Genomic DNA, 26,588 nt, shown 5'->3' with positions numbered 1-26,588 from the left:
CATGAATCCACTGCATGATCCGGAAAGGATCAACTCCTATTTTATTCAGCAGATAAAAGACTATGCCATTTTCGCGATGGACACCGAGGGTATTATTGCCACCTGGAACCAGGGCGTAGAGCAACTGAAGGGGTATAAGGAAGAAGAATTTGTTGGCGAGTTTTATGGCATGCTCTTCCCGGAGGAGTACCAGCAGGCGGGCAAACCCGAGTTGGAAATGAAATCTGCCCTGGAAAACGGCGTTTACGAAGCGAAAGACTGGCGCAGGCGAAAAGACGGTTCTTTGTTCTGGGCCACCGTTAAACTAACCCCTATTTTTGCCGATGGCAAACACATTGGATTTACGAAGATCACCGGCGACCTAACCGAGCAGAAAGCGCTGCAGGATAAACTCGCTGCTCGCCAGCAGAGCGCCCTCGAGCACAAGAATACCGAGCTGCAGCGCATCAACCTCGACCTGGACACCTTCGTCTACACAGCCTCCCATGACCTGCGGTCTCCGATCATGAACATTGAGGCGCTGATGGGTATTCTGAAAAAGGAATTGGTAGCGGTTAACGCGCTGAACAATGAAATTGAGGAGATCGTGCAGCATGTGGTGGATTCGGTGGACCGGTTCAAGCGAACGATTGCCGACCTGACCGAGATCAGCAGGATGCAGAAAGGGTTCAGCGAAAGCGCCTCGGATGAAGTGATCAACATCAAGGAGGTATATGATGAGATCATGGCCGACCTGAACAAGCCGGATAAGCTGAAAGACTGCTTTATCCATACTGACCTGCAGGTATACCAGCTGAAGTTTTCGCGCAAGAACTTCAGGAGCATCCTATACAACCTGATCAGCAATGCCATCAAGTTTCAGGCGCCGGACCGTGACTGCCTCATCACCTTAAGCACCCGCCTGCAAGGATCCAGTGTGCTGCTCAGCATCAAAGACAATGGCCTGGGCGTCAACAGCCGTCAGCAGCAACAGCTGTTCACCATGTTCAAGCGGTTTCATGACCACGTGGAAGGCACCGGCATCGGGCTCTATATGGTGAAGCGCATCGTGGAGAATGCCGGCGGCAAAATAGAAGTGGAAAGTGAAGAGAATGTCGGCACAGAATTCAGGCTCTACTTTCCGGCAGCGGTATAAGGTCTCTTCTAAGCTAATATGCCAGCAAACGTCCGCAGGCAATCACCAGCACCCATACCACAATGGAGCAAAGCGCCACCGCTTTAGCAGGCCGGGGCGTGTTGCCATGTTGCCATTCCGGCGCTGCAGCAAAGATGTACCGATGAAATATACCGGCATTGATTCCGCCCACTACCAGCCCGATCATCTTGATATGAAAAACGGTATCAGCAGCCAGGGCCACCGCATTGGTACTGAACAGCAGTATACCGGAAGGTATGATCAGGTATAGCCCTCTCCTGGACCAGGGCAACAGATGGCGGGCCAGTTCCGGTACAGGCAGTTTTCGGGAGAGGCCCAGCAGGCGCAGATCGAAGAGGAAAGCACCGCCAACCAGCAACACGATGCCCAGGATATGCACGATCTCCAGGACCGGGTATAGCCAGGTGGATTGCCGGATAGCACTGGCCAGCGCTGATGCTTCCAGCCCCTGCAGCATTCCCGCCAAGGTATAGGACACCGCTAGCGTAGTTCGATCTTCTTATCTCCTACATAGATCCGCTCAGCACGCATTTCATCCTTCACCTCCTTATGCGGATAGCCCACCACCCGCACCGAGTCGCCGGCCTGCAGCATATCCCTGCTCAGGCCACGGGAATTCATTCGGCTGGGCGGTGCCAGCACTACCGTCCAGGTCTTGTCCTCGTGCTGTAGCTTTAACATCCCATGCGGGTTTTCATACGTGATTTCCTCCACCAGGCCGGTATAGTCCAGGGTTTTGGTCTGGTCGTAATTTGCCCAGCCGTGATGCAGCGTGGAGAGCGCCACAGAGAAGGGCAGTAATAGAATCAGAAGTAGTTTGGCAGGCAGCATCATAGGTATAAATTTAATAGTGATACCTAGTTAAAAACGCAGAAAACAGGAAAAGGTGCAGGTATGGGCTGGGGCAGATAACACCTCTGATCTTCCCCTGTGGCACCTTCTGTAAAATACATCGGAATAACCCGGTGATAATGGATTAAACTGCGTACCTTAGGATATGTTAGAAAACACATTCCCCATCGGATCTGAAGTGTTCGCAAAAGTGAATCCGGATCTAAAGTTAACGATCAGACAATACCTGAAGCGCATCTACTACTGCACCGTCAATGGTAATCCATCGCAGCGGGACCTGGTGTACTTCGAGCGTGAGCTGATACCCGTACCGGTTAAATAAAAATAAAGCCCCTGCTTTCGGTAGGGGCTTTTTAATTTACGAGCTTTATGGATGCTCGCTGTTACTTGATGCTGTAAGTCATAAGCGGAATGTTTCCATGCTGACCGGCATCTGTCAGGATCAGGCCTACCCCTTTGGCCCAGTAGTAATTTGTGTTGACGCCCGAATCTATCTCCATGTCCATGAAGATAACAGATGTTTTAGCCTGCACATGGATCACCTCCTTATAGGTCTTGCCTTCTACTGTTTTGGTGATGTCTTTTGCAATGATCGTAAAGGTCATTTTGGTCTCAAATCCATTGATGGTATTGGTCTGATACCAGGCTTTACCCACTGGTGTTTCTTCTTTCAGAAATGTCAGGGAAATGTCGTTGGACAAGCTTGGGTCCATTCCTATACCTGTATACACGCCCTTTTCTTTCAGCAGATAAGACTTTCTTGTTTCATTTCCCTGCTTTGTTTCAAACTCTGAATAGGTCTTCCCATCAACTACCTTGGTATTGCCTGTGGCAGTCAGGGAGTAAGGGTTAGTGCCGCCATAGTTCCAGGTAGAGCCTTTCGTATCGGGTAGGTAATCCAGCTCTACGGCTGCTGCCGGTGAAGCATCGTCGTCCTTGTCGCCACACGAAACCAGGATGCCCAATAGCAGGCACCACATCATCACAAATCTAAGTTTGTTCATAGGTATATAGTTATTTTACTATGCAAGATAGAGAAATAAAATTGCTGTGAAAATGGAATGTCATTTAGTTTTTGCTCACATAAGGGGCAAATGCTCTCCCACAATCGCCACATAAAAAAGGTCCGGACTCAACAGCCCGGACCTTTTCAATTCAGATCATTTTATACCTGCTATTTGCTCTGCTTCTGCCCCGGTTTATAAGTGGCTTTGGCTCTTTTCTCTACGTCTTCGCGGTAGTAGGCTACGTCTTTGAACTCCACATTGGCATAGCGGGCGGCCTGGTCGTTGAAGTGTGGAGAACTAGGGTCGCCGCTTTGTCCGCCGGCCAGGATGGTCTTGGCTTTTACCTTGTCGCCAAATTCCACCACGGCCACAAAGCTGTTGCCGGAAGTGCCGTATAGACGTTTGGTGTCGTAGCGGTTGGCGCCATAAGAAGCCAGCGCTCCCCAGTTGCCGGAAGCCATACCCACCGGTATGCTCGGAGCCGCATCATTGAAAGGCTGCTTGATGTCACCGGTCAGGCGCTGGAAGCGGTTGATTTCACCCCATGGCGTGTTCCACTGTCCGAAGTCCTGCTCCAGTTCTGCGATGGTCTTTTGAAAAATCTCCAGTCGCTCTGCTGCTGGTGCTGTGTTGGCATAGTAGTCGAAGCGCTCCATGATATGGCCTTTTGGCGCAGAACCGTCGCGCAGCAGGTTGGTGGCATAGAAATGCGCCAGCGACATCGCCACTGACTCTTTCGACACGGCATAGTCCCAGTTGCGCATCACGTCGATGGCTGCTTTCAGTTTGGGGTCGTTTGGCTTTTGCGCATCATAGGCTTTCACGAGTCCGGGTATCAGCACCTCGAAGCCTGGCAGGTAAGGATCATAGGCCAGATCGATCAGTTTGTCGAGGGTCAGGTTCTCTGCCTTTTTGAGCAAACGGATAGCGTGCACACCGCGGAAGTTCTCAGGGGATGGTGCCATGTAGACCGGGTAGTCCTCTTTCTTCGGGCTATACTCAGCTGCGGCGGTATAAGGTGTGGAGTTACAGTTCTGGATCCAGCCGTTCGGCGGGTTCATGATGCGGATCGTTTCATCAAGTGAGTGGAGGCCGTTCCAGTCGGTTTTCGGGTTGCTGCCGTCCACCGGTTTGGAGTAGTCGAAAGAGGTATCGCGTCTCGGGAAAAAGTTACCATGGTAGTAGGCGATGTTACCGTCGGCATCGGCGTACACGGTCGCGTTGGAGGAGTTGGTGCGCATCTGCATCATCTCGTTAAACTCCTTCAGGTTGCTTTTCTTAGTGCGGGTATAGGACTGGATCAGGGCATCAACCGGCTTCCACATCAGGGCCGTGGCCACCCACTTGTCGCCGTTCATGTGCGTGATCGGTCCGTGGTGGGTGCGGTAGGTGGTGAAGGTCTTCTGCTTCAGTTCCTCGCCGTCTTTGTAGGCCAGTGTTACTTCCTGCGTTTCTACTGGACGCAGTTCCTCGCCATACCTGTAAAATAGCTTGCCGTCCTGCCTTACAATGGTTTCTTCAAACTCGTCGATCACGTCGGCATAGGCAGAAGTGTGCATCCAGCCGGTCTTCTCATTGAAGCCCTGGTAGATGAAGAACTGCCCCCAGGTCACGGCGCCGTAGGCGTTCAGCCCCTCTTCGCTCACCGCATGCACCTCGCCCCTGAAAAAGAAAGAGGTATGCGGGTTGATCAGCAGCATGGCGTCGCCGGAGGCCGTGTGCTTGCCCGAGATGGCAAAGCCGTTGGAGCCCTTCGGCTCTTCCAGCAAGGCCGGCTGTACTAGCCCGTGTCCCTGGCTGTTCAGCCCCAGCGACCGGTCTTCTTCATAAAACGCCTTGATGCCTTTAGTGGAAACGCTCTCGATGTCGCCACCGATGGAGCCTTCGCTGAAGTACATCGGCATCCAGGGCTCAAAGCGGGTAAGCAGTTTCGGCTTCACCTCCGGGTGGGTGTGCAGGTAGTAGTTGATGCCGTCCGCAAAGGCCTGGCACAGCTCCTTCAGCCACGCCGGACTTCTTTCATATTCCGCTTTCGCCTCTTCTTCTGTCATGTACAAACGGGCACGCAGGTCGCTGTAAAGTTGCTCCTCTCCTTCTACCTCCGACAGTCGGCCAATTGCCCACATGTAGTTGCGCTCCACGCGGTTAAAGTCATCTTCGCACTGAGCATACAAGAGCCCGAACACGGCATCGGCATCGGTTTTACCGTAGATGTGCGGCACGCCAAAATCATCCCGCATGATGGTAACACGGGCAGCTTGCTCCTCCCACTTCGCGACCTCGCTTGCGGGGTCGGTTTTAGGGTTGGTGGCGCAGGAGGAAACGAAGAGGAATAAAAGCAGCAGGAAGACCTGGGGCCTGAAGAGATAGTTCATGGTTTTAAGGTAGATAAGCTGAAATTCGATCTACCAATTTAAGCATAATTCTGAAATTACACAGGAAACCGCAGCAGGTGCACAACACACCAGAAGCAAGTACGCAAAGCTTCCGTTACCTGACCCGCTGACAGGTATAGACTGGCACGCACTTCCGGATTTGCAAACCGAAAGTGCAGTAAATGGCAAATACTGTATCGCAAAGGCAGCTATTCCTGCTGACTTTGCAAAAGAAGGTATAAAGCCCACACATGCACTTCAGATACAGCGTTATATTCTCGCCTGATAGGTATAGAGTTGATAGTAGCGCCCCTTCTTCTCCAGCAACTCTTCATGACGCCCCTGCTCCGTGATACGGCCCTGCTCGATCACCAGGATCTGGTCGGCCTGCCGGATCGTGCTGAGGCGGTGGGCGATCACAAAGGTGGTGCGGCCCTGCATCAGGGTCTTAAGGCTGGCCTGTATCAGGCTCTCGCTCTCCGTGTCGAGGTTAGAGGTGGCTTCGTCCAGGATGAGGATGCGCGGATCGGCCAAGATGGCGCGTGCTATTGCAATCCGCTGCCGTTGTCCGCCTGATAACTTTACGCCCCGCTCCCCGATCAGCGTGTCGAGCCCTTCCGGGAAACGGTCGGTAAACTCCTGCACGTGCGCTGCGTGTACCGCCTGCATCAGTTGTTCCTCTGTAGCGTTGGGCCGCGGAAAAAGAATGTTCTGCCGGATGCTGCCTTCAAACAGAAAGTCGTCCTGCAGCACCACGCCCAATTGGCTGCGGTAGCTTTGCAGACTGATCGTCTGCAGGTCGTGACCGTCTACGGTAATCGTGCCGCTGTCAGGATTGAGGAAAGAAGCGGCCAGGCCTGCGATGGTCGTTTTGCCGGAGCCAGAAGTTCCTACCAGCGCCGTGACAGAACCGGCAGGCGCCCGAAAGCTGATTTCCTTCACCACGTCTTTGCCGGTTTCATAGGCAAAAGCCACCCGGTCGAACACGATGTCGCCGTGAATCTGATCGAGTTTGAGTGTGCGGGTCCCATGCTCGTCTTCGAGGGGAGTGTTCAGGATTTCCTGCGTACGGTCGAGGCCAGCGAAGGCTTCCGTAAACTGGCTCCCGATGTTGCTCATTTGCAGGATCGGGGCAATCATAAAACCCAGGTATAGCGTGAAGGCCAGAAAGTCTCCAAAGGTCATCTCGCCCTTCATGATCAGGTAGCCGCCAATACCCATGATGCCCGCCGAAGCAAAGCCCAGCAGCAAGGTAGCGGCCGAAGTCACCATGCTGGTCGTGGTCAGACTCTGCTTTACGTTCAGGAAAAGGCGTGTTACGCCATCTTCAAATGTCCTGATCTCCTGCGCCTCCGCATTGAAACCTTTGATCACACGCACCCCGCCCAGCGTTTCGGTCAGGCGACCGGTCACTTCAGCATTGATCACGCCGCGCTCCCGGAAGATCGGCCTGATCTTACCGAAGGCCTTGAGGGAGATCACCCCAAAAATGGCCACCGGAATGAGTGCAAAGCCTGTCATGAGCGGACTGATGTAAATGAGCAGCACCAGGCAGATGAGCGAGGTCAGGACGCCGCCTATCATCTGCGCAAAGCCGGTACCGACGAGGTTACGCACCCCTTCCACATCCGTCATGATGCGCGATACCAGTTCGCCGGTTTTGGTATTGTCGAAAAAGCGGATGGGCAGCTGCATGATGTGGCGCTGCACTTTGGCGCGTAGTTGCGAGATGAGGTGCTGGGCCTCCACGCTCAGTATCTGTGTGAGCGCAAAGGAGGTTACCGATTGAATGACAATGGCTGTCAGCACGGCCCCGATCAACCATTTGAGCATGGTGCTGTCACCGGTCGGGATCACATCATCGATGAGAAACTTACTCGCACCGGGCAGCACCAGACCAGCCAGGCGACTGATGACGATCAGCACTAACCCGACCGCAAGATACCTCCGGCGCGGCCAGATGATGGTCCGGAATACTTCTGCAATTGTAACGTTCTGTAGTTTCTTTGATTTTGGCATGGCGGTGAAGATACAACAAAAAAACGCTCACAGCAGGTATACCTGCTGTGAGCGTTTCAATTAAGCTGTGTGCTATACCTTATGAGGGAATGCTGCGCCGCCAGTTGCTCCACTGCTGAAGTTGGGTCGGGTTGAGCACGGTTTCAATGTTTTGCATCAGACCGGTGCGGTGCTCGCGTAGCACCCGCATGTGCGTTTGTTTCTGTTCATGCTTCTGTAGCTCTGCTTCCACACGCTCACGTAGGGTCAGGAGCTTTGCCTCCAGCTGCTCAAAACTGATGCGCTTTTCGTTGTAGGCTTTCACGTAGGTGTCACGCTCGGCGTTGGCCCGCATGAGTATTTCCTGGTGTATGATGCTGACGCTGCCGCGATGCGTGGAAGTGGACCGTTGGTGGTCCAGTGCAAAGTCCCTGATGGTAGCAGCCTGATTGGTCTGCAAACCTAAAGTAGGCAAGATGTAGGAAAGCGATTGCCGGTCAGTTTTGGCAGTGGCTACCGTATGGAGGTTGAATGCTTTTTCGTCGCAGCCATCGCGTAGGTGGGGCGTTGCCAGGGCATCCAGGTCATCGAGCAAAAACTCGGACGATGAGAACGAGAGATCGACAGCAGGATCAGCGCCGTCTTTTTCTTCGCAGGCCGACAGGCTCAGGAAGGAAACGAAGGCCATCAGCCCCCAGATACGTAACATTTTTTTCATAGCTAAGCATTTTAAAATCACCACCTTATTTATACGTAGCACGAAATAAAAGGAAAACACCTACGCCCGGAATGCAGGTACGTTCACCATGTTTGGCAAACTCGTTCAGAACCCTTCCCGGAACTCCCGCAGGTGGGCATAGCAGACCGGACTGCTGTAACCGCCCGACTGGTCATCGTCGGAATCGCGGCTTGTTTTTGGCAGCAAGGCCGTTGGGTAAAAGCGCACCAACTGCCCGGATACCTGCAAGCTGGTACAGGCGTTTGTCAGGCGGCTGTTGGCAGACTTCGGTTCGCTACTTGATTTTCGGGACATAGGCTGGGTCTGATTTACTGTTGGGCGGAGGAGGTCCGCTGGGCCTGAATGAGCTTTTCCAGGGTATAGCGAAGCACTTCATCTTCGTCGTCGAGCAGGTGGTCGCGCACGAGGTGGTCAGGTATGAGGCCGGCAAGTTTTTCGTTTCCGTTTGGCCGCACGATGTAGCCTTTCGGCACTTTGAGTTCCACACTCGTGCGGGGCAGCTGAAAACTGAACTGCGCGGCATAGAGCGTAGGTGTGTCGCCGGTCTCCTCACCCACGATTTCCCCGAAGCCATAGTCCTGGATCAGGGCGCCGCTCACCGCCGCCATGGAATAAGACTGCCGGTTGACGAGCACATATACCTTGCCCTTGAATCGCAGGTTCTCCGGCATCGGCTGTTGCATAGTTTGGGCATAGGCGAAGGTGTCGCCATCAGGAGTCTCCAGGATCTGGCGGGTATAGTCGTCCGGTATAGCCTTGGGGTACTGTTTGCGGGTTTGAACCTTGAGCACCTCACTGGTCCGGACGGTGAACTCCGAGAACCAGCGGAAAGGCTTGTCAGCAAAGTAGGCGATCAGGTGATCGCTGAAGGTATTGTGTCCACCGGCATTGTTGCGCAGGTCCAGGATCAGGTAAGGGGCCTGGCGTGAATTGATGTCCGCAAAGGCACTGTCCACAAAGGCCTTGAACTGCGCCTCCCCGTCTGGCTCCGGTGAGCTGAAAGGACCGGGGTGCAGGTAGGCGACATCCCCGATATACCTGAAAGAGCGTTCGTTTTTGAGGATCTCCCCTCCCCGACTGGCTTCGTAACCCATCACCGTGATTGGCTCCAGTATATGGGTGCTGCGCTTACCAGTGGCACTTTTCACTTTCACTTTAAAGGACTCCTGCTGCCCGAACACGGCCCAGTAGTAGCGGGGAAAAGACCAGAACTCGAGTTTGGCATCTTTGAAATAAGGGCGCTCCGCCGATAGGTAGGGATGGATCGCGGCCTTTAGTTTCCGGATCGGTTTGCCGTTGAGCTGCAGCAGCTGATCTCCTGCCCGCACGCTGGAATCCGGCACATAGCTTTTGCGGACGAAGGCTTTGCCCTCTTCAAAGGCTAGTTCAAGCGGAAACACGGTGCCGCCCTGCGTGGCGTAAGTGATGTAAGAGCCTGCCGGGAAATCCACTTCGCAATGCCCCACGTTGCCGATCGCCAGCAGCCGCTGCATCAGCATGGTCGTCTCGAGCATGCTGAGGGAGTCTTTGCGGATTGACCTTACCAAATCGTCATAGGCTGCGTCATAGTCCCGCTTGCTCACATAGGCGTAAAGGTTGTAATGGGCCTTTTGCAGTGTTTCGTAAGCATAGGCCATGTCGGCTTTCACATCCGTAGCGGCAAATCTGATCGGCTTGTGCTGTGCGATCGCGCGTCCGGTTGCTGACAGCATCAAAAAGAACAGCAAAAGCTGGATGGGTTTGCTATACAAGTTACTTTTCATGCTGCTGTTTTTCTGTGGTTTATACGCTATCCTTCCCTCCTTATTTGGCTGAAAGCTACGCAGATTAAGAGAGAATCCGATAAAAAATAACAGTATTGTACAAAACAGGTATAGCTGGTCACTTTTCTGAAATGATCTGTTTCACCCAGGGCCAACCATCTGCCTCGGGCCGTGGCGTCACCCAGCTTTTGGCACCCCAGGTATAAGGTATAGCTGCCAGATCCACGGTAGGGTCTACGATAGGGTGCGCCGGGTAGCCATTGAGACTGAGGCGGGAGATGGCATATACCTCCGGATTGGCTATCCCTTTCTTTTGAAATTCCAGCTTCAGGAACTGCGCAAACTGCCAGATCATATCCGGATGCTTGGGCAGTTCTTTCAGCTGCTCCCGCACCAGGTAGTCGTTAGGAGAAACGTATAGCACATGCCCTGAAGCCGGGTCCTTTACCTGGTAGTACACATGGCCGCGTTTGGTGCGCAGCATCATGCGCCAGGAGAAGCGATGCCCTTCTTCCGTCCAGTTCACGTCGCCGGGTATAAAGAAGTGCCGCAGCGGGAAAAGTAGCTGAAAACCCAGGTATAGCAGGCAGAATTGCGCCCCCAGTCGAAGTTGCCAGTGAGGTTGTTTAAGCGGTACATCCTGCAGGAGTTCAGGCGAGATCTTTTTCCTGAAAAACCAGCGGGCGATCTGCTCAGGGCTAAAGAACAGCACATTGGCAGCGATCATGAAGTATGGGAAAACCCCCACATGAAACACCGCCGAGTTGAAGATGTGAAAAGCGAAGGCCACCCAGAAAGCCACCATCCTGGTGCGGGGCCAGAGCAGGGCAAAGCCGATCAGGAAGTCAAAAACAAGGCCTCCCCACACCACCAGTTGTATCATAGCCGGGGTGTTCAGGTAGGGACCGATGACGTAGAAGTGTGTTTTGGCGGACATCCAGATGCTCATGGATTTGGCCGCCAGCCAGTCGGGTTGCAGTTTGGCCACCCCGGCGTAAAAGTACACCAGCACCAGCTGTGCCCGGAAGAGCCAGAGCGTCCACTGCGGGGCCACCTCTGTTTCCAGCTCCGGCCGCCTGCGTACATCCAGGGAGTATTTGCGGTGGGCAGGCAGGGTCACCATCAGTCCGCTGATGAGCCAGATGAGGTAGTGGTGGTTGAGGTAGTGTGTTTTTTCGCTGAAAAAGCTGTAGCCGAAGAGCAGGAAAAAAAGAAAAGAAGAAAGCTTGTAGCGCCAGCCCACCATGATCAGAAAGCCCAGCAGCGCCATGACCAGGTACAGGTATACCATGCCATTGCCGGCCAGGGGCCTGATCCACTCCAGCCCGATGTAGCCAAAATGGATGGTCGGCTCCACGTAGTGCTCCTGCACCCAGTTGATAAGCACGGCGCCTATACCTTCGCAGAACATCAGCAACCCGAACAGGATGCGGAAATAAACCAGCGGATAAATGCCGATCGGCTTGATAAGCTGCTGCATAGCGATTCAGGATGTATGACTTCCTACGAAGCCGGATTGCGAATAACCACCGCTTTCCGCATAGCTTACCTGCTCCAGGTATGGCCATGCGCTCAACTCACTCCAGCAGCAAGCGGTACGCTAATATAAGCACACTGATGAGAACGATCGTCGTATAGATCTCTTTATTATACCTGGCCAGCCAGTTAGGCAGAAAAATATCGAAATTGTCTTTGGTGGAATCTGAATACCGCCGGGCCACCACTGTGATGGGGCACATTTTGTTGAACACCAGCAGCACAAGGCCTTCCAGCACGATCAGGCCCAGGCAGATCCAGACCCATTTGTCGATCCGGTTGGTGATAACGGCATAGAGCAGGTAAAAGATCACGACATTGTAGAACACCCACACCAGGGTATGTACTACTTTGATGAGCAGCAGTTTCTGTTTGCGAAGGTATACATCCTGTTGCCGGATCTGTTCCATTTCCACACCCCTCCTCTGCTTATTTTACGAAAGCCGGCAGGTATAGGCCAGTGCTAAGCCCTGCTTCACAGATCAGCACCCAACAGTCGCCGCAGCACCACGATCTGTCCGAGATGGTAGGCATTGTGCTCGGCCACCAGCATGGCTTCGCGCAGGAGCGTCTGTCCGTTGCCATGCGGTATGGGTGCAAAGAGATCCTGCTCCGTATCCTGCACCAGCTGCACCATGGCCTCCAGGTCCCGGTTGATCGCCTGCAGGGTCTGTTTCAGGGCATCCTCATCGGCTGGGGCTACGTCTGCTGGCCAGTAATCGTCGGGCCAGTCGGGTTCCTGGTAATCGGGGTTGCGGCAAAAGTCCAGGATGTCGTGCTGGGCAAAACGCAGGTGCTCGAGCAGTTGCCAGATGGTATAAGGCAGTTCCTTTACCTGCCGCCCGGCTTCGGTTACACTCAGCCCTTGCAGCAGCTCATCCATCGGACGGTAGGCCTGCCCCATCCGCATCAGTTTTTCCAGGTGATTACGCAATTGTTTTTCCTCTTTCATCGGTTTGTTTTTACATGCTCATAACTGCTATACCTGTTTAGAACTGAGATGGGTGCAGCAAGCCTTGTGATTCGAATCACTTCCCTTTTAAAGCACCTGCTATACCTTGTTTTTGCAGCCTTTTGGCCACATCCTGAAAAAAATAAAAAATTTTTGAGTGGCAGAGGCAACTATCGGACTAGAGCATACATCTATAGTTCAAATTCGCATCAGTAAAACACCAATTCAACAAGTTTTCACCCACCTGCAGGTATAGCCTTTGGCTTTGCCCGGGGTTCTGTTTGCCAATTTGTAACCTGATCTTTCCACAAAATAAAATTATGAAACAGTTATTTACTTTATTGCTCCTGGTGCTGGTTGGAGGTAGCACGATGGCGCAAATGGCCCATCCGGGCAAACTGAGCGGCGTGCTCAGTGACTCTCTGACGGCAGCCCCCATCGGCTATGCCAATGCCGTGCTCAAAAATGGCGACAAACTGATATCGGGAACGGCGGCGGACGGCGAAGGCAAGTTCGAACTGGCCAATCTGCCCCTGGGCAGCTATACCTTGGAGCTTACTTTCCTGGGATACCGCCCTAAAAAGCTCCCGATCACACTGACAGCCGAGCAGCCTGTGCTCCAACTCGGTAAGGTTCCGCTCAACTCTGACAGCAAGCTGCTGGCCGCCGTGGAAGTGACGGCCATGAAGGCGCTGGTGGAAGACAAGGGCGACAAGCTGGTGTACAATGCCGAAAAAGACGCTTCCAATGCCGGGGGCAATGCGGCGGACGTGCTGCGCAAAGTGCCTACACTCACCGTAGACCTCGACGGCAATGTACAGATGCGCGGCAACAGCAACATCAAGGTGCTCGTGAACGGGAAGCCATCCGGCATGATGGCCCGCAACCTGGCCGAGGCGCTCCGCCAGATGCCCGCCGATAACATCAAGTCGGTGGAGGTGATCACGAGTCCAGGCGCCCGCTACGATGCAGAGGGCTCGGCAGGTGTCATCAACATCATCACCAAAAAGGGCTTGCAGGGCTTCAACGGCTCCACCAACGTGACGACCGGCAACCTGAACCGCTACCTGGGCACCAACCTGAATTACCGCAAAAAGAAGCTTGGCATTTCGCTTTCGGCCAGCGGTTACCAATACCGCAACAAATACAGCATGGAGAGTACGCGTACCAACCTGGTAAACGGGGAGCCTGTTTCTGTTTTCGAGCAAACTACCTGGGCTGATAACACCGGTTTTGGTGGCAACGGCGAAATGAGCATCGACTACGACCCGGACTCCACAAGCCGCATCAACTTCTCAGCCAACGTATGGGGTGGAGATTTCCCGAACGACAATACCATTCTGAACAGGCTCCATGATGCGAATGGCAACCTGCTCCAGAATTTCCGCTCAGAAAGGAGCTACACAAACCCCTACGGCAACGGACAGCTGGACCTGGGCTATACCAAAACCTTTAAGCCGGAGCAGGAGCTCTCCATCCTGTCGCAGTACAGTCGCATGCCCGACAACTACGAGTACGAGGTCGGGAACTATACCTCCGGCGAAGAGCTGACCTTCCGGCAGCAAAGCAAGAACCTCAGCCGGAACAAGGAATATACTTTGCAGACCGACTATACCCATCCCTTTAAACTCAACGGACGCCGTGACACGACCAGCCTGAAGCTGGAAGTGGGCGCCAAGGCCATCCGCCGCGATATCGGCAGCGAATTCCGGGTGCTGCAGTCGCTGGACGGGGTGAGTCCGATGGAGCCTGACCCGAGCCAGTCGAATGATTTCAGCTACTTCCAGCGGGTATACTCCGGCTATACCTCCCTGCACCTGAGCACCAAATCGAAATGGAACATCAAGGCCGGCGCACGTCTGGAGCACACCGATATCTCAGGGGATTTTGAGAGTACCAATACCAGGATGAGCAACCAGTACACTAATCTGATCCCGAGCATCTCGGTGTCGAAAGGGATAAAGGAGCATACCCTGAAAGCCAGCTATACCCAGCGTATCCAGCGGCCGCTCATCTGGTACCTCAACCCCTGGGTAGACGCCAGCGACACGCTGAACCTGCGCACCGGCAACCCTTACCTGGACCCGGAACTGAACCATGCCGTAGAACTGGGCCACAGCATGAGCACCGACAAGGGCCTCAACATCAACACGGCTCTCTACTGGCGCTATACAGACAATGCCATTGAGTACCTGTCGCAGGTTGATGAAAATGGCGTATCGGTGCTGTCGCCTCAGAACGTGGCACAGCGCAAGATCTATGGCCTGAACCTCAACCTGTCGGGGCAGCTGAACAAGAGCTGGAACATGAGCGGCGGCTCCGACCTGCGCTACCTTGATGTGGAAAGTCCGGCCCGCAACCTGAGCAACTCCGGCCTGGTGTGGAGCATGAACCTGAACACGACTTACAAACTGCCCAGGGATTACTCCATACAGGCCTACGGCAACTACAGCTCCGGCTGGCTGAACCTGCAGAGCAGCAACTCGGGCTGGCACTGGTACGGCTTTGCAGCCAAGCGGGAATTCTGGGATAAGAAGGCAAGTGTCACGCTAGGTGTGAACAACCCATTCAATCGCAGCATGAAACAGACCGGCCAGCGCAACGACCCAACCTTTGCCTACGAGTCCCGCTCCTTCAACTTCAACCGCTCGGTGCGCTTGTCATTTGAGTGGCGCTTCGGGCAGATGAACACCAACGGCGGCAAGCGCAGCAAAAAGATCAACAACGACGACAAAGGCGGTCGCTAGTACCGATCGTCAGGTATAGCCTGCAAATTTTTGTCGTAAAAAAGGGCAGCCCATCCGGACTGCCCTTTTCTGTGTTATAGACCGCGCCTATACCTTAGTATTTGCGCTTGTTCTTGTCTTTGTCTTTATCCTTTTCTTTTTCTACGCTACCATCGGCATTGAACACCACTTTCAGATCCTCGTCATCGCCTTCGAGCTTAGCCATGTACCTGGTCTGGCCGTCTTTCTCTACTGTTTTGGCCTTCTCAATGGTACGGTTGGCGTACTGCTGGCTAATGGTGTTTCGCACTGCCTGCGGCAGCTCGTTCACTTCAATTTCACGCCCCTGCTTTTTGATGGTACCATCTGCATTGTACATGATCCAGTGGTCGGTGCCGTTCATCTCGAACTTGGCATAATAGGCATCATCTTTAGCTTTCCACTCTACATCGCTCGCCTGGGCGTAGCTGTTGTTAAAACTTGTCTTTACGCGTTCCGGCACATTGTCCTGGGCAAACACGGCAGTACTCATACCGAATCCCAGGGCCAGGGTTAAAACTAACTTTTTCATAGCTCTTCTTCGTTTAGGTTATAATTGGTTTAAAAGATAAACAGGTTGATAATTCTGTGTTCGCTTACGCTTACTTAACAGAATATATCAACCCTTGAAATTCTCTTTTCTTATACCACCCTCCTACCAGAATGTTCTGAAATGAGCTGGTTAATTGCCCATTATCAAAACATAGTACAAGTCAGTTAGCCAATATTAACAAAAAACAGCCGCCGCTCCCCTAATGAGAGCGGCGGCTGTATCATTGCTGTTTTTGAGTCAAATCTATTTAATAGCGGTCGTTTCGGTCGCGTCTGTAGCCACCGCGCTGTGCACCATAGCCACCGAAGTTGCCGGATGAAACGCCATAGCTACGGTCGCGGTCAAAGTCGGTGCCGTAATCATCTTCGAAGCTGCTGGTAATACCCGCATTGGGAATGCCTCTGCTGGAGCGGATTTCAGACTGGCGCATTTGGCTGTAATCCGAAATACCATAGCCTTCGCGCAGATTATCCTGGCTCATGCGGCTGCGTCCCTGTCCCATACGGTCGCTGCTGCCCTGGCTTCTGAACCGGTCACGGCTATCCATGTCACGGTTATAGTCATCATCTCTCTGGCTATACCTGCCTGAGCTGCCATATGGATCTGAGTCAGACCAACCCTGGCTGCGAGAGCGGTTTTCGTAGTTGCGGTTGCCCATGTCGCGCTCTCCACGGTTCATCTGGAAGCTGGAATCGCTGCGGTCGGAACCTCTCCTATCGCGCATACGCTCATAGGCATCGCCCATGTTCCCTTCGTGGTAGCTATGCCGTCTGTCATTCCGATTGCTGCCCCTGCCATAGCGGTCGTCATCTATGCCACGGTGGTGGCTGCGATACTCCTGCTCAAATTCATTGGTGAGGTTACGGGCGCTGTGGTAGTGCTCGTCGTTGCGGTTATAACCGGCGCCGCTGCTGTAGTCCCGGTCATAATTGTCGTAATCGTAGCGATCTCTGTCTCGTCTGTTCATAGTTTTTCGTCTGTTTTAACATGATACTTCCTTTTTTAAACGAGGGTAGCGGTATACGGTTATGCAGCAAAGCCTCATGTTTCTTTGATGCGGGAAGCCAGCAGCCGGAACAGGATGTAAAGAAAGGCAAAGACAGCCATGGCGATCAGGGTCCAGAATTTCTGCTCATTCTTTTCCTGCCAGAAGTCACGCTCGCCTTCAGCAGACTTCAATCTTTTGCGAATGGCCTGGTTGGCCAGCTGCTCGATCTGCAACTCACGGTGTAGAGAGTCAAGCGCAACCGTATCAGTCAGGTATACAGTTTGAGTACGGAAGATCTCCTTGTAGACAGGGTAAGGTCCTGTTATGCGAGCGGAAGCATCTGTTCCTAATGGCTGCTCCGCTCCTGCAAACTGCTCTTTCAGTATACCATTTCGATCAGTTTCTATTTGGAGCCGTTGTGAACCGAGATCAGGTTTGGCATATACAGCCGGGGCATATAATTTAGGAAGGCCTGGCTTAGAGGCGACAGGAGCGCTGTCCTGCCGCTGGGTAGCGCAGGAACAGAGGAGCAATACCAGGCATATCGTCCATCTCATGTGTAGCACGGTCTGTTTTCTATCACTTCATGCTGTCATACGGAAAGAAGCATCTAATTGGCACTATATTTCATTAAATATCAGTTGGTTTTTGAATGGGCCATCAGCAAAATGAAGTTTAGCAGAATTATACCTGGGGTCACCAGCCTGCTGGCACTTTATCAAGATATTATAAAACAGGTATAAGCTACTGATCACACATCTCCCAAAACAACCGGCGCATCTAAAATTAATACCATTAACATGCTTTTAACAGAAAATCATACATTTAGGAGAACATATTAAAAAAGGTAAACATTTGAGGCAAAATGGCCGTTAATTTTAATATCTATTTAATATTTCTGGTATAAAGAGGTTGGCTGATTATTTTATTATGTCAATCCAGAACTTAACAAAATTATATTACCACCACACGAGCTCCTGACCATATACCTGCGAAGCTCCAATATGATTTTTTTACCGCTCTGGTAGCACCTATCACCTGGATTGACCTCTACTGTGTTTTGATGCGGCCTCCTCTGCCAAACAGGAAACCGTGTCAGAAACCATGAATAATACGCGCAAGGTCAAATCTTATTTTCTCTCCATTATCAGTGCCGGCATACTGGCCGCCTGTTCGGCCAACAGCCAGGCGGCCGACGAAACAAAAGCTGAGCAGGAACTGCCCGTCATTCGGATCATCGCAAAAGACACTGTGCTGCACCACGAGTATGTGGCAGACATACAGGCGGTGCAGAATGTGGAGCTGCGGGCACGCGTGCCGGGCTTTCTGGAGAAGGTGCTGGTAGACGAAGGACAGGAAGTAAAAAAAGGCCAGCTGCTGTTTAAGATCAGCGATGATGAATACAAGGAGGAACTCGCCAAGGCCCAGGCCAACCTGCAGAGTGCCCTGGCAGAGGCGAAAGGCGTCAAGCTGGAGATAGACAGACTGCGGCTGCTGGTAGAGAAGAACATAGTCTCCAAAACAGAGATAGACGTGGCGCAGGCGAAACTGGAAGCCGCCAACTCCCGCATCAGAGCGGCACGCTCCTCCGCCCAGAACGCCTCCATCCGCCTGTCCTATACCAGCATCAAAGCTCCTTTCGACGGCATCATCGACCGCATCCCGCACCGCATGGGCAGCCTGATCGAGCAGGGCACCCTGCTCACGACGGCCTCCAACATCAACTCCATTTTTGTCTACTTCAACGTCTCGGAAAACGAGTACCTGCAGTACATCAAAACAAAAGAAGACAATCCGAACAGGAACAGCAACAGCGTAAAACTGGTGCTTGCGGACGGCACTCCCTACCTGCATAAGGGCAAGATCGAGACAGTGGAAAGTGAATTCAAATCGGGCACCGGTTCCATCGCTTTCAGAGCCCGCTTCCCCAATCCGGATAAACTCCTGAAGCACGGCGCTACCGGCAACATCGTGCTCTCCAACGCAGTGGAAGGCGCGGTGCTGGTGCCTCAGAAAGCCGTGTTTGAGCTACAGGACAAAAACTATGTATTCCTGCTCGACTCCCTGAACCAGGTGAGCATGCGCAGCTTCGTTCCCCGCACCCGCTTCTCTTCCTTCTACATTGTAGAGTCAGGCCTGAAGCCAGGCGACCGGATCGTGCTGGAAGGTATACAAAGCGTGGAGCCCGGCACGCAGATCAAGCCAAAACTGGTAGGGATGGACAGCCTGATCGCCAGAACCTTGTAATGATGAACAGACAGACTTAACACGATCACATGTTTGATATTTTTATACGCAGACCTATTCTCTCACTGGTTATCTCCCTGCTGATCACACTGCTGGGGGTGCTGGCCTTCTATACCTTACCGATTGCGCTTTTCCCGGATATTGCCCCGCCTTCAGTCTCGGTGCGTGCCAAGTTCAGGGGTGCCAATGCCAATGTGGTTGCCAACACGGTTACATCGCCGCTCGAGAAAGCGATAAACGGGGTGCCGGGCATGACCTACATGTCTTCGGTATCGAGTAACAGAGGTACGTCCAGTATCAAGGTATATTTTGAGTCGGGTACCGACCCGGACATGGCTGCCGTAGAGGTGCAGAACCGCGTGTCGACCGTTGTGAATGACCTGCCCGAAGAAGTCGTGCAGGCGGGTGTGAGCACCGAGAAAGAAGTGGAAGGCCTGCTCCTCTACATCGACGTCACGAGCGAGGACACGGAGCTGGACGAGAAGTTCATCTACAATTTCGCTGACCTCAACATTCTGCAGGAGCTGCGGCGGGTGGATGGCGTAGGCTTTGCAGAGATCATGAGCACCAAGGATTACTCGATGCGGGTATGGCTCAAGCCCGACCGCATGACGGCCTACAAAGTCTCCACCGACGATGTGATACAGGCCATCCAGAACCAGAACATAGAGGCTGCTCCCGGTCAGGTGGGGGTAAGCTCTGGCAAAACACCCCAGATGCTGCAGTATGTGCTGCGCTATACCGGCAAGTTCTTCGAACCGGAGCAGTACCAGAAGCTGGTGATCCGGGCGAATGAAGACGGCTCGGTGCTCCGGCTCCGGGATGTGGCCGATGTGGAGCTGGGCAACCTGAACTACGGCCGTATCTCCAAGACCGACGGACAACCGGCCGCCTCGATCATGATCATACAGCGGCCCGGCTCCAATGCCCGCGACGTGATCAAACGGGTGAAGGAGCGTATGGTGGAGTTGCAGGGCAGTACCTTCCCGCCCGGTATGGATTACAAGATCACCTATGATGTTTCGCGCTTCCTCGACGCCTCCATCAAGAACGTGCTGATGACGCTGCTGGAAGCCTTTGTGCTGGTGTTCCTGGTCGTGTTCCTCTTCCTGCAGGATTTCCGCTCTACGCTTATACCTGCGCTGGCCGCCCCGGTGGCCCTGATCGGTACGCTCTTCTTTATGGGATTGCTGGGCTTCTCACTCAATCTGCTCACGCTCTTTGCGCTGGTGCTGGCCATCGGTATAGTGGTAGATAATGCCATTGTGGTGGTGGAGGCGGTGCACGCCAAAATGGAAACCGAAGGCCTGCCGCCACGTGAGGCTACTTTCGCTGCGATGCGGGAGATCGGCGGCGCCATCATCGCGATCACGCTGGTGATGTCGGCCGTGTTTATACCTGTCGCTTTTATGTCGGGGCCGGTTGGTATTTTCTACCGCCAGTTCTCGCTCACGCTGGCCATCGCCATCGCGATATCAGGTGTAAACGCCCTCACCCTCACTCCTGCTCTTTGTGCCATTATGCTGCGCCACACACATCACGAAAAGAAGAAGAAAAAGAGCCTGTTGCAGCGCTTCTTTGGTAGGTTCAACCATGCTTATGATGCCTTTGCCCGGAAGTATAGCAACAGCATCTCGTTCATGGCCGGACGCAGGCTGATCACGGTGGCCATGCTGCTGTTCTTTTTTGCGGCGACCTGGGGCATCAACAGCATTTTACCTACAGGCTTTATTCCGGTTGAGGACCAGAGTGTGGTGTATGTCGACATCACCACTCCGGCAGGTGCCACCGTAGAGCGCACTGAGCGGGCACTTGATTTTATCAACCAGTCTGTTTCAGGTATGGACGAAGTGGAGTCTTTCTCATCCCTGGCCGGCTACAGCCTCTCCACCGGTCTCTCGGGTGCGTCTTATGGTATGGCCATGGTCAACCTGAAGGACTGGAATAACCGTGACATACCGATCCACGAAACGATCCGCAGGCTGGAGGAAAGGACCCGGCATATTACCGATGCACAGATCGAGTTCTTTATGCCCCCTACCGTACCGGGTTTTGGTAACTCGAGTGGTTTTCAGATGAAAGTACTCGACCGCACCGGCAGCGGCAACCTGCAGCGCATGGACGAGGTGACGAAAAAGTTTGTGGCCGCCTTGAAAGCAGCCCCGGAGATCAGTTATGCCGGTGCGGAGTTTGACCCGAACTTTCCGCAGTACATGATCCATGTGGACCAGGACATGGCAGCAAAAAAAGGCGTCACCATCAAGCAGGCCATGAACACGCTGCAGACCTTGGTCGGGGGCTTGTATGTATCGGATTTTGTGCGCTTCGAGCAGATGTATGATGTGATGGTGCAGGCAGATCCCCGCTACCGTACCCGCCCGGAAGACGTGCTGAAGTTGCAGGTGAAGAACGATCAGGGAGAGATGGTCCCTTACTCCACTTTCATCAGCATGGAGCGCATCTACGGACCTGAACAGCTCTCGCGCCACAACATGTATACCTCTGCCAAAGTGAAGGGAGGCCCTGCACCCGGTTACAGCAGCGGCGACGCCATTGCCGCCATCGAACGGGTAGCGGCCGAAACGCTGCCCCGCGGCTATACCTACGACTGGTATGGCATGACCCGCCAGGAAGTGCTCTCCGGCGACCAGGCCATTTACATCTTCCTGATCTGCCTTGCCTTTGTGTACCTGCTCCTGGCCGCGCAGTACGAAAGCTTCCTGCTGCCACTGCCGGTCATCCTGTCGCTGCCTGCCGGTATTTTTGGCGCCTTCGCCGGCCTGTATGTGCTGGGGCTGCAGAACAATATTTACGCGCAGGTGGCCCTGATTATGCTCATCGGCCTGCTGGGTAAAAACGCCATCCTGATCGTGGAGTTTGCCGTGCAGCGGCGACAGGAAGGCAAGTCGGTGCTGCAGGCGGCGGTAGAGGGTGCTACCGCCAGACTACGCCCCGTGCTGATGACCTCCTTCGCCTTCACCGCCGGTCTTATTCCGCTGTGCATGGCTAGCGGAGCCGGCGCCCTGGGTAACAGGTCGATTGGTACGGCAGCGGCCGGCGGTATGATCGTGGGTACCATTGTGGGGGTTTTCCTGATACCGGGCCTCTATGTGTTGTTCGCCAGCATGATGCCGAAGAAGAAGGACAAGCAGCGACTCCCGGATCCGGTTACAGAAGAAATGGAAATGTCTGTTTCTCAAAACTAAGCTATTGACTATGTTTTCAACAACATCTACCTATAAGTATCTTTTCATTTTCCTGCTACTGGCTTTTACCAGCAGTTGCAAAGTGGCTGCTCCACCCGAGTTGCCTGCCCTGGCCGACATGCCTGCCTCTTTTGACGAGCGCACCGACTCCACCAGCCTGGGCGACATTTCCTGGAAAGAGTTTTTCAATGACCCGCACCTGGTGCAGCTGATCGATCAGGCGCTCGAGAACAACCAGGATCTGCTGATGGCGGTGCAGCGTATCGAAGTGGCCAGGGCAAATTATGTTGCCGCCAGCGGCCGGATGCTCCCCTCTCTCGACGCCCGTTTCAGAGCCCGGTCAGGCAACATTTACAACAACCAACTCAACGGCACCATCTACGGCGACCGCAATACCGTTACGCAAACTCAGAATCATTTTCTGGGCTTGCAAAGCACCTGGGAGGTGGATCTGTGGGGCCGCCTGAAGAACCAGAAAAAAGCCGCTTACCTCCGTTTTATGGCCTCAGAACACGGTCAGCACCTGCTTACCACCACCCTGGTAGCCGAGGTGGCCCGGCTGTACTACGACCTGCTCGCCCTCGACAACGAACTCGAAACCATTGAGCGAAACATTGAACTGCAGGAAAATGCCCTGGAGATCATCCGGATACAGAAGATAGGGGGCCGGGCAACCGAGCTGGCCGTGCAGCAGTTTCATGCGCAGCTGCTCCGTACCCAGAGCCGCGGCTTCGAAAAGCGGCAGCAGATCGTGGAAACTGAAAATCAGCTGAACCTGCTCCTGGGTCGCTTTCCGCAGCCCATTGCCCGGGGTGAGTCAATCCTGAAGCAGCACCTGCCCGAGGTGGTAGAAGCTGGTGTGCCCTCCGACCTGCTGCTGCGCCGCCCTGACATACGCCAGGCAGAATTGCAGTTGCTCGCCGCCAAAGCCAATGTGGCTTCTGCCCGTGCGGCTTTTCTGCCGGCCTTTACCATCACGCCTTATGCCGGTTTTCATACCCGGCACCTTCCCTCTCTTTTCAATACGCCGCAGTCACTGGTGTTTGGCTTTTTGGGTGGTCTCACTGCCCCTATTTTTCAACAGCGCCAGATCCGCACCGATTTTGACCGCACTGCAGCCCTTAACCAGGAGGCTTTCCACGCCTATCAGAAAAGCATTCTGACCGGCTACCAGGAAGTGTCCACCAACCTGCAGAAACTGGAGAACTACAGGCAGGCCTATACCTTGCGGGAGCAGGAAGCGGAGGTATTGACAAACGCCGTCAGCACTTCCAACGATCTGTTTATGGCAGGCTATGCTTCTTACCTGGAGGTGATCACGGCACAGGGCAACGTGCTGGAGGCTGAGCTGGGCAAAGCCAATGCCCGGAAAGAACTCTTTATGGCTGTGATCGATCTCTACCGCTCCCTGGGCGGGGGCTGGGAATAAGTTATATGGCGATGCGCCGCTTATGTCGCAGCGCTTTTATAGCTGCGAAGAACAGGTATGAGATGCCAAGGATCAGGGCAATGTCTACCAGCCAGCGCTTGGTAGCCGCCCCCATCGTCTCAACGTCACCTTCCACCAGTGCCATGCCGATGATGGATGCTGAAGGTACGAGCGCCAGGCCGATCATGACGCCAGACGTGAAAACGGAGCGCTTGGTGGCAATCAGCACGGCACCCGCCAGACTTGCCGCCGCCGAAGCGATGACAGATGAGGGCGTAACAGTGGTCCAGTACTTCAGGAGCGGCTGCGAGAGCTGGTAGTAGTCGGCCTTGCCCGGTAACGGGTCTGAGCCAAGGGCCTGCAGCAGCAACGAGGTCAGGGCCGCCGACACGATCAGGATCAGGTAGATCAGCAAAAAGTCCCACAGGCCCTTCTTCCATACCATCTGGCACTGGCAGGTCCAGCCAAGCGTCATGCGCATCAGCGGCATAAAACCCGGCGCCACCAGCATCCCCCCAATCACTACGTGAATCGCATTGGTGGCAATGCCCACCGCCGCCAGTATACCTGATGCGCACACCAGAAACAGCAGGATCGTGTTGGCGTTGCTGTCTTTACTGATAATGGTCTCCATTTCTTCCCAGCTGGCCTCCACCCAGTCGCGGTCCAGCTCCTTCGATTTTTTGGCGTCCACTAAACTGTCGGGCTCACTGCTCATGGTTGACACACCTGCAGGCTTACCCAGCTCATAGCGGTCGAGCAGGCGCATCACCTCCTGCAGGGACCGGGAGGTAACCGTGGCCGAAACCACATCCCCCGGCGGGCTGATCGATACCCCTTTCTGTAGCCGCATGCTCACCAGTCCGTCTATTTCCTGAAGATCCGCCAGTAGTCTGTCTGTTTTCTCAGGTGATACTGTTATATCTATATTCCGTGCCATGAGTCTCTAATTTTAGATTTACCCTTAACGGTAAAGAACCAAAAGGGATGTATTCAGACTTACAAGAAAGCGCAGACACACCGGCCTCCACCACCTGGCCTAACCTATCCCTATCCGAGTCGTCTGCCGGATGCCTGGTACGGAGGCTGTTGAACAGGCTGAACAAGAAGGTAGCCGAAGGGCCGGAAATTGCGTTAATTTGCATATCAAAGCCGCTCCGTTTTATGCCTACTAACCGATTTCTGCCCCGCGACAAAGCCGCCGAACTCCTCCAGGTCATCCATACATCCGAAATCAGCACAGAGTACGACCGTGACAGGCACCGGCTGACCATACTGGATGGTGCGGGTATGGCGCAGGCCCAGTTTCGGCTGCCGATCCCGGTGCCTTATGCTGAAGCCGGCACAGGTATAGCCGAAGCCGGGCAGGTGCACTATGTGATGCTGCTGATTCAGGCGGGTAACTGTGCCATGGGTTATTTTGAGAACGGGCGCTGCCTCAACCACAAGGTTTTCCGCTCATACATGGTGCGCAAAAAGCAAGGCAAAAGCCAGATCAAATACCTCAAGACCAAAGGTAAGTCTAGGGCTGGCTCACGGGTGCGGCTGGGCGAAACCGCTGAGTTTTTTGAGAACATCAACAGCCGCCTGCAGGAGTATTTTCAACAGCATCGCATCGATCGCATCGCCATCAGCTGTTCCAAGACCCTGCTCCCTTACCTGTATACCTCCGCTGTTCCAACGCCATTCGACAAGCGTGATCAGCGGCTTTTCAAAATTCCGAAGCACATCCACACGCCCATTTACGAAGTGCTGCTCGACGCCAACCGCTTTCTGCAGCGCGGCGAACTGATCCCGCTCACCGAGGCAGGCTTTGAGGCTGTACCTGTGCTGCGTGATTTCCTGCAGCACCATGCGGACGACAGCATGACAGAAGAAGCGGAGGATACAGCCGATGCATTGGTGGACGAGGTATACATAACCGATGATTGGGAAGAAGACGAGATGAGCGCTGACGAACTATACTTTGAGGAAGATGAAGAGGATGACGATATCATCGAATGGGACTAGAGTGCATTCTGTCGCACTCACATACCTTCAGGCTCCGACTCTTAATGGTTCCTTTACGTAAGCAGACCAATAGACAAAAGAAAACCATGGAAGATCAGATCAACAGAGACATGGCTGTGTTCGAGCAGATATGCGAAATAAATGAATTAGACCCGCAAGCAATTGAAGAGGAAGCGCAAAGCCGGTTTCCTGACAAGTTCAAAGTTGGGAAAGATACGGAGCGGCTCATCTGGACAGCCTTTGACTCTCGTGCCAAGTCACTTATCAGTCAGGTTGTGCAGGAAACGAGCCATGATGCTGAACAACTGACAGGCACGATCTATACCATTGACGGAGACCCGGCTGCTCCCGCTTTTGTCATAAACGAAGACGCGATCCGCAGCCAGTACAGTCCGGACAAAGCAGCAGAGATTATCGATGCGCTCGGGAAGGTGCAGCTTCCGGTTACCGGCTAAAACACGAAAGGCAGCTACCATGCGGCAGCTGCCTTTCCTCTTGGCTATTGTCTAACCCTTCAGCTAATCCTTTTTGCGCGTAAGTAGCACGACGGCAGCGGTCGTAACCAGTGCCAGCACCCCTACTTTCTGGATCAGGCCGCTGCGGTTGTGTTCCCAGTCAGCCTTCCATCCTTTTTCGGCAAATATGTTAGGCACCTTGCCACCTGCAAAGTCCTCGATCACGCCTTCTACCACGTTCACGCGGTCTGCCATCAGCAGTGGCAGCCAGTGCAGGTAGCTGTTCTCGCTATGCTTGAAGGCAAAGCGCCGGATCATACCGCTGAGGCCGCTTGGTGGCATGGAAGTGCCGAAAACGGCTGTCACGTTAGGGCGCTCGTTAGAATGCAGCACTTCGATGTTGATGTCCTGCTGTGTCGGACGATCCCAGCTGTAGCCTTCCTGCTCCGCGTCGGTGCGGTGTTTCATGGGGTAGGTCGGATCGTTTTTCGGATCGGCATCTATGCCCCAGTTTTTTATATGTGAATAGTCTTTTGGTGTCTTATTTTCCATGATTG

Annotated in this window: 24 protein-coding genes; 8 read left to right on the top strand and 16 right to left on the bottom strand. The window is 53.8% G+C overall.

Features of this window, described 5'->3' with window-relative positions:
• The first annotated feature begins 1 nt into the window (after window position 1).
• Window positions 2-1,135, top strand: coding sequence for a sensor histidine kinase (locus tag BW972_RS06435; RefSeq protein WP_007654074.1), 1,134 nt, complete (start codon window positions 2-4; stop codon window positions 1,133-1,135).
• Window positions 1,136-1,148: 13 nt separating this feature from the next.
• Here the strand turns inward: BW972_RS06435 and BW972_RS06430 are convergent, their stop codons facing one another.
• Window positions 1,149-1,613, bottom strand: a complete 465-nt coding sequence (locus BW972_RS06430; RefSeq protein ID WP_076421544.1) for a DUF6644 family protein — start codon at window positions 1,611-1,613, stop codon at window positions 1,149-1,151.
• A gap of 23 nt (window positions 1,614-1,636) precedes the next feature.
• Window positions 1,637-1,990: a DUF6152 family protein gene (locus tag BW972_RS06425; RefSeq protein WP_007654071.1), complete on the bottom strand. Its 354-nt coding sequence runs from the start codon at window positions 1,988-1,990 to the stop codon at window positions 1,637-1,639.
• A 163-nt stretch (window positions 1,991-2,153) separates the two neighbouring features.
• Between BW972_RS06425 and BW972_RS19950 the strand changes: the two genes are divergently transcribed.
• Window positions 2,154-2,330, top strand: a complete 177-nt coding sequence (locus tag BW972_RS19950; RefSeq protein WP_007654069.1) for a hypothetical protein — start codon at window positions 2,154-2,156, stop codon at window positions 2,328-2,330.
• 61 nt (window positions 2,331-2,391) lie between these two features.
• On the opposite strand, the gene BW972_RS06420 is transcribed toward BW972_RS19950, so the two are convergent.
• The 9 genes from BW972_RS06420 to BW972_RS06380 all read right to left on the bottom strand — a co-directional run bounded on the left by BW972_RS06420 (window position 2,392) and on the right by BW972_RS06380 (window position 12,378).
• Window positions 2,392-3,012, bottom strand: a complete 621-nt coding sequence (locus tag BW972_RS06420; protein WP_076421543.1) for a hypothetical protein — start codon at window positions 3,010-3,012, stop codon at window positions 2,392-2,394.
• Window positions 3,013-3,182: 170 nt separating this feature from the next.
• Entirely contained in the window at window positions 3,183-5,390 is a 2,208-nt protein-coding gene (locus tag BW972_RS06415) for an acylase (protein ID WP_076421542.1), read from the bottom strand.
• Window positions 5,391-5,660: 270 nt separating this feature from the next.
• Window positions 5,661-7,409 (bottom strand): ABC transporter ATP-binding protein, encoded by a 1,749-nt coding sequence (locus BW972_RS06410; RefSeq protein WP_076421541.1) that lies wholly within the window; start codon window positions 7,407-7,409, stop codon window positions 5,661-5,663.
• A gap of 79 nt (window positions 7,410-7,488) precedes the next feature.
• A complete protein-coding gene (locus tag BW972_RS06405) occupies window positions 7,489-8,106 on the bottom strand; it encodes a hypothetical protein (RefSeq protein WP_076421540.1) in 618 nt (205 codons plus the stop codon).
• Window positions 8,107-8,211: 105 nt separating this feature from the next.
• A complete protein-coding gene (locus BW972_RS06400) occupies window positions 8,212-8,421 on the bottom strand; it encodes a hypothetical protein (protein WP_076421539.1) in 210 nt (69 codons plus the stop codon).
• 14 nt (window positions 8,422-8,435) lie between these two features.
• Window positions 8,436-9,890, bottom strand: a complete 1,455-nt coding sequence (locus tag BW972_RS06395) for a S41 family peptidase (protein ID WP_076421538.1) — start codon at window positions 9,888-9,890, stop codon at window positions 8,436-8,438.
• A 118-nt stretch (window positions 9,891-10,008) separates the two neighbouring features.
• A complete protein-coding gene (locus BW972_RS06390) occupies window positions 10,009-11,370 on the bottom strand; it encodes an HTTM domain-containing protein (RefSeq protein WP_076421537.1) in 1,362 nt (453 codons plus the stop codon).
• A 97-nt stretch (window positions 11,371-11,467) separates the two neighbouring features.
• Window positions 11,468-11,836 carry a hypothetical protein gene (locus BW972_RS06385; protein WP_076422094.1) on the bottom strand — a complete coding sequence of 123 codons (369 nt, stop codon included), beginning with the start codon at window positions 11,834-11,836 and terminating at the stop codon, window positions 11,468-11,470.
• A 65-nt stretch (window positions 11,837-11,901) separates the two neighbouring features.
• Window positions 11,902-12,378 carry a DinB family protein gene (locus tag BW972_RS06380; protein ID WP_076421536.1) on the bottom strand — a complete coding sequence of 159 codons (477 nt, stop codon included), beginning with the start codon at window positions 12,376-12,378 and terminating at the stop codon, window positions 11,902-11,904.
• 320 nt (window positions 12,379-12,698) lie between these two features.
• Here BW972_RS06380 and BW972_RS06375 point away from each other — a divergent pair, with 320 nt between their 5' ends.
• Window positions 12,699-15,125 (top strand): TonB-dependent receptor, encoded by a 2,427-nt coding sequence (locus tag BW972_RS06375; protein WP_076421535.1) that lies wholly within the window; start codon window positions 12,699-12,701, stop codon window positions 15,123-15,125.
• A 94-nt stretch (window positions 15,126-15,219) separates the two neighbouring features.
• Here BW972_RS06375 and BW972_RS06370 read toward each other — a convergent pair whose 3' ends face one another.
• The 3 genes from BW972_RS06370 to BW972_RS06360 form a co-directional block, all read right to left on the bottom strand.
• Window positions 15,220-15,675, bottom strand: coding sequence for a PepSY-like domain-containing protein (locus BW972_RS06370; protein ID WP_007654045.1), 456 nt, complete (start codon window positions 15,673-15,675; stop codon window positions 15,220-15,222).
• A gap of 268 nt (window positions 15,676-15,943) precedes the next feature.
• The gene (locus BW972_RS06365; RefSeq protein WP_007654044.1) at window positions 15,944-16,663 is read right to left on the bottom strand and encodes a hypothetical protein; all 720 of its coding nucleotides are present in this window, start codon (window positions 16,661-16,663) and stop codon (window positions 15,944-15,946) included.
• Window positions 16,664-16,737: 74 nt separating this feature from the next.
• Window positions 16,738-17,241, bottom strand: coding sequence for a hypothetical protein (locus tag BW972_RS06360; protein WP_143731943.1), 504 nt, complete (start codon window positions 17,239-17,241; stop codon window positions 16,738-16,740).
• Window positions 17,242-17,788: 547 nt separating this feature from the next.
• Here BW972_RS06360 and BW972_RS06355 point away from each other — a divergent pair.
• Genes BW972_RS06355 through BW972_RS06345 form a run of 3 tightly spaced genes read left to right on the top strand, consistent with a single transcriptional unit; the run spans window position 17,789 to window position 23,566 of the window.
• Window positions 17,789-18,931, top strand: coding sequence for an efflux RND transporter periplasmic adaptor subunit (locus tag BW972_RS06355; RefSeq protein WP_076421533.1), 1,143 nt, complete (start codon window positions 17,789-17,791; stop codon window positions 18,929-18,931).
• Window positions 18,932-18,960: 29 nt separating this feature from the next.
• Window positions 18,961-22,137, top strand: coding sequence for an efflux RND transporter permease subunit (locus BW972_RS06350; RefSeq protein ID WP_076421532.1), 3,177 nt, complete (start codon window positions 18,961-18,963; stop codon window positions 22,135-22,137).
• A gap of 10 nt (window positions 22,138-22,147) precedes the next feature.
• Window positions 22,148-23,566 (top strand): TolC family protein, encoded by a 1,419-nt coding sequence (locus tag BW972_RS06345; protein ID WP_076421531.1) that lies wholly within the window; start codon window positions 22,148-22,150, stop codon window positions 23,564-23,566.
• Between the two features lies 1 nt (window position 23,567).
• Here the strand turns inward: BW972_RS06345 and BW972_RS06340 are convergent, their stop codons facing one another.
• The gene (locus BW972_RS06340; RefSeq protein WP_076421530.1) at window positions 23,568-24,506 is read right to left on the bottom strand and encodes a DUF389 domain-containing protein; all 939 of its coding nucleotides are present in this window, start codon (window positions 24,504-24,506) and stop codon (window positions 23,568-23,570) included.
• 224 nt (window positions 24,507-24,730) lie between these two features.
• Here BW972_RS06340 and BW972_RS06335 point away from each other — a divergent pair, with 224 nt between their 5' ends.
• Both BW972_RS06335 and BW972_RS06330 read left to right on the top strand, forming a co-directional pair.
• Entirely contained in the window at window positions 24,731-25,576 is an 846-nt protein-coding gene (locus BW972_RS06335) for a hypothetical protein (RefSeq protein WP_040573710.1), read from the top strand.
• A gap of 86 nt (window positions 25,577-25,662) precedes the next feature.
• Window positions 25,663-26,031 carry a hypothetical protein gene (locus BW972_RS06330; RefSeq protein WP_007654017.1) on the top strand — a complete coding sequence of 123 codons (369 nt, stop codon included), beginning with the start codon at window positions 25,663-25,665 and terminating at the stop codon, window positions 26,029-26,031.
• A 63-nt stretch (window positions 26,032-26,094) separates the two neighbouring features.
• On the opposite strand, the gene BW972_RS06325 is transcribed toward BW972_RS06330, so the two are convergent.
• A complete protein-coding gene (locus tag BW972_RS06325; protein WP_007654015.1) occupies window positions 26,095-26,583 on the bottom strand; it encodes a hypothetical protein in 489 nt (162 codons plus the stop codon).
• Window positions 26,584-26,588: the final 5 nt, after the last annotated feature.

This window comes from Pontibacter lucknowensis (assembly GCF_900156415.1).
Classification (GTDB): domain Bacteria; phylum Bacteroidota; class Bacteroidia; order Cytophagales; family Hymenobacteraceae; genus Pontibacter; species Pontibacter lucknowensis.
The sequence above is the reverse complement of the archived record's forward strand: the minus strand, read 5'-3'. Positions and strand labels throughout refer to the sequence as shown.

Excerpts from the sequence above, each read along its gene's own strand:
- BW972_RS06435 (WP_007654074.1), top strand. The coding sequence starts at position 2 with ATGAATCCACTGCATGATCCGGAAAGGATCAACTCCTATTTTATTCAG.
- BW972_RS06430 (WP_076421544.1), bottom strand. The coding sequence starts at position 1,613 with ATGCTGCAGGGGCTGGAAGCATCAGCGCTGGCCAGTGCTATCCGGCAA.
- BW972_RS06425 (WP_007654071.1), bottom strand. The coding sequence starts at position 1,990 with ATGATGCTGCCTGCCAAACTACTTCTGATTCTATTACTGCCCTTCTCT.
- BW972_RS19950 (WP_007654069.1), top strand. The coding sequence starts at position 2,154 with ATGTTAGAAAACACATTCCCCATCGGATCTGAAGTGTTCGCAAAAGTG.
- BW972_RS06420 (WP_076421543.1), bottom strand. The coding sequence starts at position 3,012 with ATGAACAAACTTAGATTTGTGATGATGTGGTGCCTGCTATTGGGCATC.
- BW972_RS06415 (WP_076421542.1), bottom strand. The coding sequence starts at position 5,390 with ATGAACTATCTCTTCAGGCCCCAGGTCTTCCTGCTGCTTTTATTCCTC.
- BW972_RS06410 (WP_076421541.1), bottom strand. The coding sequence starts at position 7,409 with ATGCCAAAATCAAAGAAACTACAGAACGTTACAATTGCAGAAGTATTC.
- BW972_RS06405 (WP_076421540.1), bottom strand. The coding sequence starts at position 8,106 with ATGAAAAAAATGTTACGTATCTGGGGGCTGATGGCCTTCGTTTCCTTC.
- BW972_RS06400 (WP_076421539.1), bottom strand. The coding sequence starts at position 8,421 with ATGTCCCGAAAATCAAGTAGCGAACCGAAGTCTGCCAACAGCCGCCTG.
- BW972_RS06395 (WP_076421538.1), bottom strand. The coding sequence starts at position 9,890 with ATGAAAAGTAACTTGTATAGCAAACCCATCCAGCTTTTGCTGTTCTTT.
- BW972_RS06390 (WP_076421537.1), bottom strand. The coding sequence starts at position 11,370 with ATGCAGCAGCTTATCAAGCCGATCGGCATTTATCCGCTGGTTTATTTC.
- BW972_RS06385 (WP_076422094.1), bottom strand. The coding sequence starts at position 11,836 with ATGGAACAGATCCGGCAACAGGATGTATACCTTCGCAAACAGAAACTG.
- BW972_RS06380 (WP_076421536.1), bottom strand. The coding sequence starts at position 12,378 with ATGAAAGAGGAAAAACAATTGCGTAATCACCTGGAAAAACTGATGCGG.
- BW972_RS06375 (WP_076421535.1), top strand. The coding sequence starts at position 12,699 with ATGAAACAGTTATTTACTTTATTGCTCCTGGTGCTGGTTGGAGGTAGC.
- BW972_RS06370 (WP_007654045.1), bottom strand. The coding sequence starts at position 15,675 with ATGAAAAAGTTAGTTTTAACCCTGGCCCTGGGATTCGGTATGAGTACT.
- BW972_RS06365 (WP_007654044.1), bottom strand. The coding sequence starts at position 16,663 with ATGAACAGACGAGACAGAGATCGCTACGATTACGACAATTATGACCGG.
- BW972_RS06360 (WP_143731943.1), bottom strand. The coding sequence starts at position 17,241 with ATGAGATGGACGATATGCCTGGTATTGCTCCTCTGTTCCTGCGCTACC.
- BW972_RS06355 (WP_076421533.1), top strand. The coding sequence starts at position 17,789 with ATGAATAATACGCGCAAGGTCAAATCTTATTTTCTCTCCATTATCAGT.
- BW972_RS06350 (WP_076421532.1), top strand. The coding sequence starts at position 18,961 with ATGTTTGATATTTTTATACGCAGACCTATTCTCTCACTGGTTATCTCC.
- BW972_RS06345 (WP_076421531.1), top strand. The coding sequence starts at position 22,148 with ATGTTTTCAACAACATCTACCTATAAGTATCTTTTCATTTTCCTGCTA.
- BW972_RS06340 (WP_076421530.1), bottom strand. The coding sequence starts at position 24,506 with ATGGCACGGAATATAGATATAACAGTATCACCTGAGAAAACAGACAGA.
- BW972_RS06335 (WP_040573710.1), top strand. The coding sequence starts at position 24,731 with ATGCCTACTAACCGATTTCTGCCCCGCGACAAAGCCGCCGAACTCCTC.
- BW972_RS06330 (WP_007654017.1), top strand. The coding sequence starts at position 25,663 with ATGGAAGATCAGATCAACAGAGACATGGCTGTGTTCGAGCAGATATGC.
- BW972_RS06325 (WP_007654015.1), bottom strand. The coding sequence starts at position 26,583 with ATGGAAAATAAGACACCAAAAGACTATTCACATATAAAAAACTGGGGC.